At 42.6% G+C, this 14,495-nt stretch carries 13 protein-coding genes; 2 read left to right on the plus strand and 11 right to left on the minus strand.

Annotation, left to right across the window (positions count from 1 at the left end):
- Positions 1-35 precede the first annotated feature (35 nt).
- On the minus strand, positions 36-533 hold the full coding sequence (locus BDD39_RS13025) for a methylated-DNA--[protein]-cysteine S-methyltransferase (RefSeq protein WP_166911271.1): 498 nt from the start codon (positions 531-533) through the stop codon (positions 36-38).
- The gene (locus BDD39_RS13030) at positions 523-2,742 is read right to left on the minus strand and encodes a PAS domain-containing sensor histidine kinase (RefSeq protein WP_166911273.1); all 2,220 of its coding nucleotides are present in this window, start codon (positions 2,740-2,742) and stop codon (positions 523-525) included. The genes BDD39_RS13025 and BDD39_RS13030 overlap by 11 nt, the downstream gene beginning before the upstream one ends.
- A 196-nt stretch (positions 2,743-2,938) precedes the next feature.
- Between BDD39_RS13030 and BDD39_RS13035 the strand changes: the two genes are divergently transcribed.
- Positions 2,939-4,711, plus strand: coding sequence for a B12-binding domain-containing radical SAM protein (locus BDD39_RS13035; RefSeq protein WP_166911275.1), 1,773 nt, complete (start codon positions 2,939-2,941; stop codon positions 4,709-4,711).
- Positions 4,712-4,721: 10 nt separating this feature from the next.
- On the opposite strand, the gene BDD39_RS13040 is transcribed toward BDD39_RS13035, so the two are convergent.
- Genes BDD39_RS13040 through BDD39_RS13050 form a run of 3 tightly spaced genes read right to left on the minus strand, consistent with a single transcriptional unit; the run spans position 4,722 to position 5,176 of the window.
- On the minus strand, positions 4,722-4,868 hold the full coding sequence (locus BDD39_RS13040; RefSeq protein ID WP_166911277.1) for a hypothetical protein: 147 nt from the start codon (positions 4,866-4,868) through the stop codon (positions 4,722-4,724).
- Positions 4,865-5,026, minus strand: a complete 162-nt coding sequence (locus tag BDD39_RS13045; protein WP_166911279.1) for a hypothetical protein — start codon at positions 5,024-5,026, stop codon at positions 4,865-4,867. Before BDD39_RS13045 ends, BDD39_RS13040 begins: the two co-directional genes overlap by 4 nt.
- 3 nt (positions 5,027-5,029) lie before the next feature.
- On the minus strand, positions 5,030-5,176 hold the full coding sequence (locus BDD39_RS13050; protein WP_166911281.1) for a hypothetical protein: 147 nt from the start codon (positions 5,174-5,176) through the stop codon (positions 5,030-5,032).
- Between the two features lie 101 nt (positions 5,177-5,277).
- Here BDD39_RS13050 and BDD39_RS13055 point away from each other — a divergent pair, with 101 nt between their 5' ends.
- Positions 5,278-5,622: a DUF3905 domain-containing protein gene (locus tag BDD39_RS13055; RefSeq protein ID WP_166911283.1), complete on the plus strand. Its 345-nt coding sequence runs from the start codon at positions 5,278-5,280 to the stop codon at positions 5,620-5,622.
- Between the two features lie 208 nt (positions 5,623-5,830).
- On the opposite strand, the gene BDD39_RS13060 is transcribed toward BDD39_RS13055, so the two are convergent.
- From BDD39_RS13060 to BDD39_RS13085, 6 genes are all read right to left on the minus strand, one after another.
- Positions 5,831-7,066: an MFS transporter gene (locus tag BDD39_RS13060; protein ID WP_166911285.1), complete on the minus strand. Its 1,236-nt coding sequence runs from the start codon at positions 7,064-7,066 to the stop codon at positions 5,831-5,833.
- 277 nt (positions 7,067-7,343) lie between these two features.
- Entirely contained in the window at positions 7,344-8,960 is a 1,617-nt protein-coding gene (locus BDD39_RS13065; protein WP_166911287.1) for a glycoside hydrolase family 13 protein, read from the minus strand.
- 171 nt (positions 8,961-9,131) lie between these two features.
- Positions 9,132-9,959: a carbohydrate ABC transporter permease gene (locus BDD39_RS13070; protein ID WP_166911289.1), complete on the minus strand. Its 828-nt coding sequence runs from the start codon at positions 9,957-9,959 to the stop codon at positions 9,132-9,134.
- Positions 9,960-9,974: 15 nt separating this feature from the next.
- On the minus strand, positions 9,975-10,874 hold the full coding sequence (locus BDD39_RS13075) for a carbohydrate ABC transporter permease (RefSeq protein ID WP_166911291.1): 900 nt from the start codon (positions 10,872-10,874) through the stop codon (positions 9,975-9,977).
- A 140-nt stretch (positions 10,875-11,014) separates the two neighbouring features.
- Complete coding sequence (locus BDD39_RS13080) at positions 11,015-12,286, minus strand: ABC transporter substrate-binding protein (RefSeq protein ID WP_166911293.1); 1,272 nt, start codon at positions 12,284-12,286, stop codon at positions 11,015-11,017.
- A gap of 65 nt (positions 12,287-12,351) precedes the next feature.
- Positions 12,352-14,451, minus strand: a complete 2,100-nt coding sequence (locus BDD39_RS13085) for an amylo-alpha-1,6-glucosidase (RefSeq protein WP_166911295.1) — start codon at positions 14,449-14,451, stop codon at positions 12,352-12,354.
- Positions 14,452-14,495: the final 44 nt, after the last annotated feature.

Consider the following 14,495-nt stretch of genomic DNA (forward strand, 5'->3'; position numbering starts at 1 on the left):
AAAAAACTAGAAGCGGACCGCAGCTTCTAGTTTTTTTATGTCATACTATACCGTTGCTCGAGCTCGAGCAGCTGCGCCTTGACATCGATGCGGCTGCCAGCGTATCCCGTCAGCGAGCGGTTTTTCCCGATCACCCGATGGCAAGGAACGAGAATGGCCAGCTCGTTGGCGCGGTTTGCTTGTCCAACCGCCCGCACCGCTTTCGGGCGGCCGATTTTTTCAGCAATATCACTGTAGCTGACTGTCGTTCCGTACGGAATTTCACAAAGCGCCTGCCATACTTGTTCTTGGAAGTTCGTTCCTTTCCATTTCAAAGGCAGGTCAAACGCTTTCCGTCGGCCGCGAAAATATTCATCGAGCTGCGACACAGCATTTTCTAATAAAGGAGAACGGCTTTTTATCATTTCATGCTGCTGGCAAAGCTCGCGCCAATCATCCTCAAACAGCTGGACGCTGACGATCGCTTCGCCGTCGGAAACTACATAGATGTTTCCGAGCAAATCAGATGGATAGATACTGAATTCAAGCTTCATGATCGTCCTCTTTCTCCACCCTTTTTATCGGGAGTGTAATATGGAACGTCGTACCGACGCCGACTTCACTTTCTACGTCAATTTTTCCTTGGTGTTCCTCAATAATTTTATAGCTAACCATCAATCCTAGTCCAGTGCCGCGCTCTTTTGTCGTATAAAACGGCTCGCCGAGCTTTTTAATTTTATCGTGCGGAATGCCGCATCCTTGGTCGGTAATGGAGATGCGAATGTGGTTGCCGTCGATCTGCCGGATGCGAACCGTAATATCTCCACCTTTTGGCATCACTTCAATCGCATTTTTTAATATATTGATAAACACTTGCTTTAGTTGGTTTGGCTCGCAATAAATAAACGGAAGCTGTGGGGCGAAGTCCGCGACAATCTGCACGTTGTGCATCATCGCTTGCACGTTGATCAAATCGATGGTATCCTGCATGATTTTGCATATGTCGTTTTGCTGATATTGAATCGCCTGCGGCTTGGCAAGAACGAGAAATTCGGTAATAATGGATTCAATCCGCTTTAATTCAGACATAATGACGTTAAAATACATCGAATAATCTTCTTTAATGCTTCCTTGCAATAACTGAATAAATCCTTTCAACGCTGTCATCGGATTGCGGATTTCATGAGCGATGCCCGCGGCCAGCTCTCCTACTACGTTCAAGGTGTCTGATTTTCTTAGCTGCAGCTCCATCTCCTTTCTTTCGGTAATATCCCGGAGCATCATCATTCCGACGCCAGGGATGATTTCCTTTTTGAGCGCGAATTCAATAATTTTCTGTTTGCCATCATTAGAAAAATCGACCTCGGCATACGCTTCGCCAACGCGCTCGCTTTGTTGGATCAGCCGCTGAAAATGCTTGCGCGCCTTTTCCGGGATAAATTCTGTAATCGGCCGGTGAAGCAGTTGTTCTTTCCCTGCTTGGAATATTTCACAGGCGATCGGGTTTACATCCAAAATGCGATACCCTTGGCCCCATAACAATATTCCATTCATCGCGTGATCAAAAATGCTGCGGAATTTTTGCTCGCTTTCGCGCAGTTCTCTTTCTATTTTTCTCCGTTCCGCCACATTGCGGAAAATCGTCAAATGGTACCCATCAATTGCCCCTTTTTTCATCGTAAATTCCAGCTGCTTGTCTTCTCCGTTCGGCATATGAAACGTCAGTTCATCGCGGATTTCCCCTTTTTTGCGAAACTCCGCAAAAATGCGTTTTACTTTCTCATCGTCATAATCAAGGAAATCAAGCAGGTTTTTCCGCACAAGCAAGTTCAACGGCAGCTCGAACGTCCGGCTTGCGGCACGGTTGGCATTCAAAATATACCCATAGTCATCCCATATTAAAATCGCCTCGTGCGCCTGCTCGAAAATGGCACGAAACCTTTCTTCGCTTTTTTGCAGTTTAATTTCCATATTTTTTCGCTCGGTCACATCGCGCATAATCGCCATATAAAAACCGCTATATACATTGGATGTCGTTGTCAGTTCAAACATTTTGACCGTACCGTCCAAACGGACGAGCGACAGCTCCCCTTTTGCCGTTCCTTTTTCTTTCAGCTCGGCAAGCAGGCGGACAAAATCATCGACATATTCTTTGGCGATGAACTGCTGAAACGATAGATTTAGCAATTTCGCTTTCTCAAGATTTAAACTCATGCAAAAAGCGGGATTCACATCGATAAACCGGCCGAATTCATCGAAAATGACAATGCTGTCCACCGCCCGGTTAAACACATCTTTAAACAAAAACTCATGAATAATCCGCTCCCGCTCCAGCGCTTTATGGGCGGAAATATCGCGCATAATCACCAAGTCGTATTCGTTAAACGCATCTTTTTTGATGGAAAACTCAATATGTTTCACTTTTCCGTTTGCCAGCTTGATCAACAGCTCGTCGCTGAATGAACCAAATTTATGCAACATCGACTTCTGGAACATTAAAATATCTGGTGGGACCAATTCAAGAAACATGGATAATTTTTTTCCAATCAGCTCACGTTTATCCATTTCAAATAGTTTACAGGCTGCTTCGTTCATATCTACAAACTCACCGTGTTTATTAAAAATGACAATCGCATCTAAAGAACGTTCAAAAATGATCGAATAGCTGTTTAACCGTTCTTTTAGCCGTCTATTTTCTTCTTCCAACAATCTTACGTCCGCTACTACGTTTTGTTCTTCACGGGGAGAAAGATTATGGTTCATCATGATCTCTCCTTCTCCATACCATATCAAATTAATATATATTCTCTATGTAAAATTTTACTCCTTCTGTATTTTTAAAAAATTCTATGAAAATAATTTAGGCAATGTTCGACAAGTTTTTCTTCTTTTTCTTTTGTCTAAAATATGTTATATTAAAATGTTATTTTTCTAAGATTTGATAAAGGAGTTTGTTCCGATGAAAATTATTTGTACGACACTAAACGCGAAATATATTCATATGAATTTGGCGATTCGTTATTTGAAAGCGTATGCCCAGCCGGAATTTGATATAGAGCTTGTTGAATATACGATTAAAGATCCGGCAATGAATATCGTCACGGATCTTTATCAGCGAAAACCAGATGTTATCGGATTCAGCTGCTACATTTGGAACATTGAAGAAACGATTAAAGTAGTAAAAATGCTGAAAAAAGTCGCCCCCGACATTGCAATCGTCGTGGGCGGACCGGAAGTATCCTATGATGTGCGCGAATGGATGGAGACCGTGCCGGAATTTGATTTTATTGTCATTGGCGAAGGGGAAGAAACGTTTAAACAGTTTTTGCTGGAGATGCAAGGAAACCGCGATTTCCGTCATATTCATGGACTTGCGTTCCGCGACAATGGAAACATCGTGATCAACCCGCAGCGAAATAAGATTCGCTTAACGGATATGCCTTCGCCGTTTCGTTTTCCGGAGGATATCCCTCATTTGCCGAAACGCATCGTCTATGTCGAAACAAGCCGCGGCTGCCCGTTCAGCTGCCAGTTTTGCCTATCTTCCATCGAGGTCGGCGTGCGCTATTTCGACCGCGAAAAAATTAAAGAAGATATCCGCTATTTAATGAAACACGGCGCGCGCACGATTAAATTTGTCGACCGCACGTTCAACATCAGCCGCAGCTACGCGATGGATATGTTCCAATTTCTTATTGACGAACATGTTCCTGGAACCGTATTTCAATTTGAAATTACCGCCGATATTATGCGTCCTGAAGTCATCGAGTTTTTAAATAAGGAAGCGCCGCCGGGGCTGTTCCGCTTTGAGATCGGCGTACAGTCGACCAACGATGAAGTCAACCGGCTGATTATGCGCAAACAAAATTTTGCCAAGCTCACGCGCACGGTCACGATGATTAAAGAAGGCGGAAAGATTGCGCAGCACCTCGACTTAATTGCCGGTCTTCCGGAAGAAGACTATACGTCGTTCCGCAAAACGTTTAACGACGTTTTCGCCCTACGTCCGGAAGAACTGCAGCTCGGCTTTTTAAAAATGCTGCGCGGCACCGGTCTTCGCCTGCGAGCGAAAGACTACGGCTACGTATTTATGGACCACGCACCGTATGAAGTATTGCAAAACAACGTGCTCTCTTTTGACGATATCGTCCGCATTAAACAAGTGGAAGATGTGTTAGAGAAATATTGGAACGCGCATCGGATGGATGAGACGATCGAATATTTAGTCACCAACATATTCCCATCGCCGTTTGATTTCTTCCAAGAATTCGGCACATACTGGGACGAACGCGGCTGGGCGAAAATCGGACATCAGCTCGAAGACTTATTCCGCCGTCTGTATGAATTTTTGCAGACAAAAAAACTGGATGAACTTCCAGTCATTGAAGCGTTAATGAAGTACGATTATTTGCGCAATCAAAAACATAAGCCGCGCAAACCATGGTGGGAAGAAAAAACGGACAAATCGCTGCGAGCTGCATTGTATCGCCAGCTGCTCGAGCAGCCTGATCTGCTCGGCCGTAAATTTATCACGCTCGAACTAGATGAAAAAGATTTATTTAAACATACGGTCATGGAAATTATCCCAATCGATATCACCCACTATAAAGAAACGAAAGAAATACGTCTCGTCCCAACTGTCATGATCGCTTATTTTGACCCGATTCACTGGCAAACCATGATTTTTTCTGCGCCACTATCCTCTTTTCCAAATATTACAATAAAAAAGTAGGGGAAATCCCCTACTTTTGCTTTTTCGCCTTTTTCTGTTGTTTTCTCTCTTCCATTAGCTGAAACGGCTGATGGGCGTTAAAATCTCCAAATTCAAACGCCATTTCCTCGCGTGTTTCGTTATGTTGGCGCTCTCGTTTTTCTTCTTTCGGCTTCATTGCCCGCCTCCCTGGCGTCCTTTTTTCGAATTTCGGTTCGCACCGCGGATCATGTCTTCTTCGCCGGCGTATTGGGCCGCAAATTCCGTATCCGGCAAGCTTTCTGTCGGCGTTTTGTTATTATTTTTCGCCGCATCAAATTTCACTTTCCGCTTCATTGCTTAATCCTCCTGTGAAGTTTTTTCGTGTTTATAAGCGATCAGAACGATTTCTTCTCCTGTTTCTTCACGCAACCGTTTTTCCAGCTCTTGTACTTTTTTTAATGTCTGCTCTTTCAGATCAGCAACCGGAAATGAACTGATTTTCACAGATATCCCCCTTTGCCATTTTTCTTATTTTTCCTTAAACACTTTACGGTTTATTCATAACCATATATATTTTTGCTCACACTACCATTGAGGTGATCCACATGGATAAAGAGAAAAAAGCCGAATCGCCAATGCTTGATGAAACAATGCCTCATCAAATCCATGCTCCATCATTTAAGGGAACTGGCATAAAAACACAGCCTCCATTTTTCAATAAATATGGGGTTGTGATCGGTGACAGCAAATATAACTCGCCAAATTCGCCGCTGAATCACTGGAGTGATGAGATCGATCCGAGCATGATGGCAGGCGATGAATGGGTGCACCCGACAAACGACATCGGCTGGAATACAGAAGAAAACCGCGAGCTTCTCGAAGCAAAACGGCGGTCCCAAGGCGCTCCATTTATGCATCCAAGCATTGATACAAGCTATGGGCAAGATTAGCTTAAAGTCTCACTTTCCTTTCCTCGTGCCGAAACAAAATTTATTGACGCAAAAAGGGATATCCACATTATTGTGATATCCCTTTTCCTTTGCTTGTGATGCTGCATTTAGCAAGTTTACGGTTTTACATCGTGCTTTTTCATCATGTAAAGGAAGTCGATAAGTAATGGTATCAAGACACTGCTTTTACTTCGAAATATGACTGTTTTCATGTTACTTTCTCTTTTTCTGGTTTAATCGCTGCAAATGCGATGGCACTTGCCAGAAAACACAATGCCACTAACAGAAACAATAGCACGGATGTCTCCCTTTTCATCAGCAGCGCAGCAAGCGGCGGTCCCATAGCGACCCCAATAAATCTTAACGAGCTATAAAACGATGTCACCGTTCCCCGTTCTTTTTTTTCAATTCCCTCTGTAATGAGTGCATCCAAACACGGCAGCATCACGCCAATGCCGATGCCGACAATGGAAAAAAGTGCAACCATCCACCAAAGAGACGGAAAGAATTTGATGGCAATGATCGCTGCTCCAGCAAGTATACCACCAGCGGCAATTATCCATTTCATTAACGTTTTATTTTCGCCAATTTTCTTTCCTGTCATAAACGATGCCGCGCAAAGCGTACCAAGCGGAATGGCGAGCACCCATCCTTTTTTTATTCCATCGATGCCGTAATCTTCAAGACGGCTTGATAAGAAAAACAGAAACGCAAATAAAACGAGCATTAATAAACCTCCAATAGCAAAAATCGCATATAGCCAACGCCCTTCCCTTTGAAAAATCGTTTTTACATTTTGTAAAAATTGCCGAAATGGAAGAGGATGGTCCTGTTTCGAAGGAGATTTTACAAAAAAAAGCATCATCGCAAGCGAAATCGCACAAAACAACGGAAAAGTGAAAAACGGCAAAAACCAGGCGATGCTTGCAAACATAGCACCTAAAATCGGACTTAACACTTTTCCAAACGTATTTGCTGTTTCAATGATTCCTAAACAACTGCTTGCCTCGCTATCATTTGGAAATAAATCGCCAACAAGCGGCAGAACAATCGGAAACGCCCCCGCTGCCCCAAGTCCTTGCAACATCCTTCCTGCTACAATCATCCCATACGGTTCATTCATTTTCCATGACGCCCATCCAGAAATAAGCCCGCCAATAGCCGCTAGTAATAAACTTGGAATAATCACTTTCTTTCTCCCAATCCGGTCACTGATATATCCAGAAATCGGGATAAAAATAATCGCCACAACCGAATACATCGTAATGAGTAGACTCGATTGGAATAAAGTAATATGTAATTGCTTTTCGATCGTTGGCAACACTGGTATTAACATCGAATTTCCAAGCGTCATCACTAACGGTATCGATGCGAGCGACGCAATCATCCATCCTTTTCCTGCCGATTTTCTTGCCTGTTTCGGCACTTGCTCTATCCATTCCATTGTTCATTCCTGCCTCTTATTTCAATTCATGTTACATGCTTATCATTTCCGTTTTTTCATGAATCATACAAATAAAAAAGCCTTGCCCGTTATCGGACAAGGATATTTAGTGCAGAAATCAGCTTTCAGAGCGTTTTTTTCAAATTGGGGAAACCTTTCCCTTGTTGAGAACCCTGAAAAATTCAATTAAATGCAACGCAATGCGAAACAGAAGCAAATAGAAAGAAAAACAAAGCAACCATCTAGCTCAAAAAATCGTTTTTTAAGGAAAATCGCCTTATATAAGCCGGTAAATACGCGCCTCATGCGGTCGCATGTGCAACACACTGCCATTTTCTTGGATATCCGGATAATTACCAAGCACTACTTCCCGCTTGTATGCAGCGAGCGATACCGGAAGCTCATAGTCATTTGCATGGTCGCAATGATTAAGGACGATAAGCCAGCGAACGTCATCTAGTTCACGTGTGTACGCATAAATATACGGTTCGTTTTCCGTATAGTCGTGGAACGTGCCATAAACCATAACAGGATTTTCTTTGCGCAGCTGAATAAGCTTTTGATAATAATAATACACGGAATTTTGATCTTGCAACGCTTGTTTTACGTTAATTTCTTTATAATTTGGATTGACTTTGATCCATGGCGTTCCTGTTGTGAATCCAGCGTTAGGGCTGTCATCCCATTGCATTGGCGTTCGCGAGTTGTCGCGGCTTAATGGCTGCAAACTTTCGAGCACTTCTTGCGGGTCTCGGCCTTTCGCAATTTCTTCTTCATACTTATTTTTCATAGCAATATCGTTATAGTCATCAATCGAGGGAAAACGAACTCCAGTCATGCCAATTTCTTCTCCCTGATAAATATATGGAGTTCCTGGCAATGTATGCAGCATCGTTCCCAGCAGTTTAGCAGATTCAACGCGATATTCTTTGTCATTGCCGTAGCGTGTCACTTGTCGTGTATGGTCATGGTTGTTTAGAAACTGGGAATTCCATCCCTTTCCCCATAATACGTCATACCAACGCCTTTGAATATTTTTAAATCGAAGCGGTTCCCAGTTTGGCATTTCGTCGCACACTTCAAAATGGAATAGCGCATTCAGTTCGCGACGGTCTTCAGCGACGTATTTAAGACCTTCTTCCGGCGATACGAAGGCGACTTCGCCAACCGTAAAAATATCATAGTATTGAAATACTTGTTCATGCATTTCGCGCAAATACTCGTGAAGACCGGGATTATTCGTTAAGTAGCGGATATCGTTGGGATCAGCGGCATCAGGAAACCCTTCCGGCTTAGCCAGCAAAGCAATCGCGTCTAAACGGAATCCATCAATGCCTTTATCGAGCCAAAAACGCATCATTTTATAAATTTCCTGACGTACTTCAGGATTTTTCCAGTTTAAATCCGGCTGCTCGACAGCAAAAGAATGAAAATAATATTGTCCGGTTAATTCATCGTATTCCCACGCAGACGGAGTAAAATATGAGCGCCAATTGTTCGGCTTGTCGCGCCAGATGTACCAGTCGCGCTTCGGGTTATCCCGGGATGAACGTGATTCGATGAACCAAGGATGCTGGTCAGACGTATGATTGACAACAAGATCCATGATAAGTTTCATATCGCGCTTATGCACTTCGTCAAGCAGCGTTTCCCATGTTTTCATTGTCCCGGCCTTTTCCATAATCGCATAATAGTTGGAAATATCGTACCCATTATCTTTATCTGGCGACTCGTAGCAAGGATTGAGCCAAATAACATCGACGCCAAGATGCTGGATATAATCAAGCTTTTCGATAACTCCCTGCAAATCGCCGACGCCATCTCCGTTCGAATCATAAAAACTGCGCCAATATACCTGATATACAACCGCTTCTTTCCACCATGTCCGTTTCATCTTCTTTCCCCCCGCACTAAACACTTTACATTTGAAATATGTTTCCCTGCCTTTTCCATCGAAATAATGGAAACAAGTAAGAGGTAATGCTGGCATCGGGATAACTATACATCTTGTCGGCTTTGCAGACGAAACAAAATCCTTTTCCATTAGCGTACAAGACTATATGAATTATTTTCCTCCTGTAAATGAAATACCTTTAATAAAATAACGATTGAAAAACACATAAATTACTAACACGGGCAATGTAAATACCATCGATGCCGCCATAATATAATTCCAATAACTGATGTACTGGCCTTTAAAGCTGTTTAAACCGAGCGGCAAGGTGAAAAGCTGTGGATCCGACAAAATAATCAGCGGCCGCATAAAATCGTTCCACGAGCCCATAAAGACAAAAATCGCTTGTGCCGCCAAGGCAGGACGGGCAAGCGGCAAAACAATCCGGAAAAAAATACCGAGCCGGCTAAGCCCATCTAATGCTGCTGCTTCTTCTAATTCTTTCGGGAAATTAATAAAAAATTGACGCATCATGAAAATAAATGTGGCGTTAATCATCGTTGGCACAATCATTCCTTGATAGGAATTCAACCAACCAAGCTGTTTTAAAATCAAATAGTTTGGAATCATCGTTACTTGCGCCGGAATCATTAATACCGCCAAAATAATGATAAACAACGGCTTCTTCCCTGGAAATTGCAACCGTGCTAACGCATAACCCGCCATCGAATTGAACAATAAATTCAATATTGTCACTGTCACTGCAATGATGACACTGTTAAAAAGCCAGCGTGGAAACATTTTTTGTTCAATGAAAATCTGTTTGTAATTATCAAGCGTAAAATGTTTCGGAATAAAGGAAATCGTTCCGCTAACAATTTCCTCCAGCGTTTTAAATGAAGAAGATAGCGCCCATAAAAATGGAATTAATGTAATAATGGCATATGCAACAAGGAACACGTACAAAAGCGCTTTTCCAATTCCGATTTTCTTTTTCATTCCTCTTCCCCCTCCTTAATAGAGAGACTCTTCTTTCGAAAATTTTCGCTGCAATAACGTCGCGATTAAAATAATAATCGCTAGAACAACTGCTAATGCTGCCGCATATCCCATCGTTCCTAACGTTTTAAAAGCGTATTGATAAATGAGAAGAACGACGGTAAGGGTAGAGTTGTTTGGCCCTCCCGAACCGGCCGAGAAAATATAAGACTGATCAAATAATTGGAACGTACCAATGAGCCCCACGATAATAACAAATGATGTCACTGGGCGCAAATATGGTACAGTTACGTACCAAAATTTTTGTAACGCATTAGCTCCATCAAGCTCTGCGGCTTCATAAAGTGAATCTGGAATATCTTGCAGTGCCGCCAAGTAAATTACCATGAAGTATGGAGCAGTAGACCAAATGTTCATGATCATAATTGCGTTCAATGCCACATCTGGATCGCCTATCCAGTTATAAGTTGGCAATCCCAATACTTTTAAGACATGATTAATAAGTCCGTTCTCATTATACATCCACATAAAAATAAGGGTTAATACCGCGGAAGAGGTAAGCGTCGGCAAAAAGTATACGATTCGAAAAAACTTTTGTCCTTTCAATCCTGCGTTTAATGTTGCAGCTAACACGAGCGCTAATATGGTCTGACACGGCACTACAATTACAACATACTTAAGTGTGTTCCAAAACGCGATTTTCGCTCGCGTATCATGGGCAATGCGCTGAAAGTTATCCAATCCGACAAATTCAAACGTTGTTGTCCCGAGCAATTGTACTTTGTGAAACGCAAGGAAAATGGCAAACACAATCGGGCCGATAATAAATAAAAGCAATACAAACAATGTCGGTGACATTAGTAAATAGCCTGCTCCTGTTTCTCTCCACATTTTCTTTGAAAATGTTCGTTTCATCTTGTTTCCTCTCCTTACAGAGAATCTATTAAGCTATCCCCCTCTTTCTAGCACAGCAAACTGTCATTACTAGAAAGAAGGGAACAGCTCAATAGTATTGATTCTGGTAGAAGGGAATACCTTCTACCAGAACTTCTTGATTATTTGCCTTCGATTTCTTTATTCGCTGTTTTTTCTGCCTCTTTTAGCGCTTCATCCAACGGCCGTTGACCTAAAAAGGCGCTGACAAACTGGTTATTAAAGTTGTTGGTGATAATCGGCAAATTCTTCCCTTTTTGCCATACAGTTGCGTAAGAAGCACCTGCTACCAATGGCGCACGCAATGGATCTTTATCATATCCCAATTCTGCAGCAACAGATTTGCGTGTCGGCAGCGCATATCCTTTACTCGTCCATATTTTCATACCTTCTTTTCCCGTCAAATAAGAGATGAGTTCCCAAGCCGCCTTTTTATTTTTCGAATCTTTATTCATGACGTACGCCACCGTATAGGCCATCGTTGCTTTTTTGCCGTTGATGGTTGGCACTTCAGCCGTTCCAAATTCTAATTTTGGGAACGTTTCTTGTAAAAACGGAATCGCCCAGTTTCCTTCAATCACCATTGCTGCCTTTCCTTGTCCAAACATCTCTCCTCCCCAATTCGCGCCGACTTCGCTAGGTTGTGCCGCCGATTTATCTTTTAAATGCATATCGACAATTGGCTGTAAAGCCTCTACTACTTTCGGATCAGCAAAACTTGCTTTGTCATTTGTAACAACTTTTCCGCCTTTTGATTCAGCGATATAGTAAAGACGCGCTAGCTCCGGAGCTACGCCAAAACCGTATACTTTTGTTCCTTTTGTTAATTTTTTTGCTACCTCGCGCAACTCATCCCATGTTTTTGGCACTTCTACGCCTGCTTCTTTAAACATTTTTTTGTTATAAAATAACGCTAATGTGGAATAATCTTTAGGGAATCCGTAAATATGTCCATCTTTTCCTTTAAACGCGTCAAGTAACGGTTTTTCGAAATCGTTAATATCAAAATCATTGGTAACATATTTATCAAGCGGTTCTAACGCTCCTGTTTCAATTAAGGCAGGGGCTTCAAAGGCGTCAAGATAGAAAACGTCTGGACCTTCGCCGCCCATTAAACGTGTTTTAATGACATCCATATACTGGTCCGAAATGACTTCTAGCTTCACTTTGATGTTCGGATGTTTCTTTTCAAATTCGTCTAGCGTTTGTTGCAACAGTTTTTGTTCAACCGGATTGCCGCCCCATCCGGCAAGCGTAACCTCTACTTTTTTCCCGCTGTTCCCGCTGGCATCTTGATTTGCGGCTTTTTCATCTCCTCCACCACAGCCAGACAATATGCTTCCCATCAATACGGACGTCATACCTAGGATGGTTAACCACTTTTTCCCTTTCATTTCTTCCTACTCCCTTCCTTAAATTTTTGATTTCTATATAGACAGGGACGGAATTTCCACCCCTGCTATAAAACGATTACATCGTATCCCGTTGTGTTTTCATGAATGTTCACCTTTATATCTTTTCCTTCCCGAAAAACAGTTAATGACAACCTACCATGCCCAATCGCCATATTTTCTACTTTGAGAACATTCATGGAGTCAAGTAACATTGGAGAAAGACGAATCTCCTCACGCAAACTATTCGGAAACAGACCTAGCATTGCTTGAATAAAGACGAGTGGTGTTCCTGCCGCCCATGCTTGCGGTGAACAAGCAACCGGGTACGGAACTGGTTTTCCAAACGAACGACTATATCCGCAAAATAATTCAGGAAGGCGATCATATTCAAAATGGGCCGCCGCTTCGATTAACCCTTCCATTATCGTCAGCGCTTCCCTTGATTTTCCTAGTTTGCTTAGTCCTAATAAAATAATGCTGTTGTCATGTGGCCAGACGCTACCGTCGTGATAACTCATCGGATTGTAACCTGCTTCTCCTTCCGCCATCGTCCGAATCCCATATCCGGAAAACATTTTCGGTGAGAGAAGCATTTGAATAACAGCATTTTGTCGATCCGTATCTAACATACCAGCAAACAATACATGACCCGGGTTCGAAGTGATCGTGCCAACTTGTTGTTTTTTTCTATCTAATGCAATTGCGTAAAATTGCACATCTTCCATCCAAAATGCAGCATCAAACTTTTCTTTTAATTCCGCTGCCTGTCGGCGAAGCAGAGTCGCTCGATTCGGCTCACCAAGCTTTTCAAAAATATCAGCTAATCCCATTTTTGCCTGATACACGTATCCTTGGACTTCCACAAGCGCAATCGGAGATTTTGCATACTCCCCATTTCGGTGCACAATCGAATCCCCGGAATCCTTCCACCCTTGGTTGGCGATTCCTTTGCTTGATTCTTGATGATATTCGACAAATCCGTCTCCGTCGCGGTCTCCGTATTCATCAATCCATTGAAGTGCCGCCTCAATATGGGATTTCAACTGGTGAACCATATTATAATCTCCCGTCCATTTGACGTACTCCGTAAGAAGAACTAAAAATAGCGGAGTCGCATCAACCGTGCCATAATACGGCGTAAACGGAATTTGATTGGTGTTTGCCAGTTCACCGAAACGCAGTTCATGCATAATTTTCCCCGGCTGTTCATCACGCCAAGGATCTAATTTTTTTCCTTGATACTGTGCCATCGTTATTAATGTTCCTTTTGCCACTTGCGGATAAAATGGCAGCATTTGCAATGCGGCGATTAGACTATCACGACCAAACGGAACGCCAAACCATGGGAGTCCGGCGACAGGAAACGGTCCATATCCCAAATCGGTTAATAATACCCGCAAATCAGCAATACCACGGTCTATCAAGCGTTGAAGCGGTTTATAATCCGTTGCTACTCTCGTAATGTTTTGGTGCCACTCATTGTAGGAAGCCTCAAGCCGGCGCAAAGCATTGTCTTTATCTATCATGATTTTTTGGGCAGTTTGCTCACCAATTTGCGGTTGAATCATGAAAGTAACCGCCTGTTCTTCGTCATAATGAAGTGAAAAAGAAAAGACTACTTGTCCATTTGCATCAACTGATACGGCAGGGCGATCCCATGTGATAACTGTCGCCCGATGAATACCATCCGCTCCTTCATAATGGAACGTCAATGAATTCCCATCAATGGTTTGGCCCGTACGATTACCGACTTTGCCCGTTTGGAATCCGCGGACAATAAACATATCCGCGAAGTCGACATCAAAAGAAACACTAATTTCACATGTGATTGGTTTTGGAAAGTAATTTTTTAATTTGATCGTTTCATACAACACACCGTTATAAATAAAGCGCTTTCGTTCAATCTGAACCGATTCCCGCCATAAGACTAATTGATTTTCTTTTTCGATCGGCGGATTTGTTAATAAAATAGTCCCTACATAGTTCTCCGCTGCATCGGAAAAAAGCAATACAGGCTCTTCCCCATTGATTCGCAGTGAAAACTCGCTTAAAAATCTTGTGTCTTTTGTATATAGCCCTAACCCATAAGGATGGGATTTAGGAATATTCCCTTTTTCATCTGTCAAAAAAAATACGTCGTTTTCCTTAATCACTCGATAGTCCATAACAATCCTCCTGCTTGATCCGAAACGTTTTGGATTTTACGCGT

This window comes from Saccharococcus thermophilus, assembly GCF_011761475.1.
GTDB classification, from domain to species: Bacteria; Bacillota; Bacilli; order Bacillales; family Anoxybacillaceae; genus Saccharococcus; species Saccharococcus thermophilus.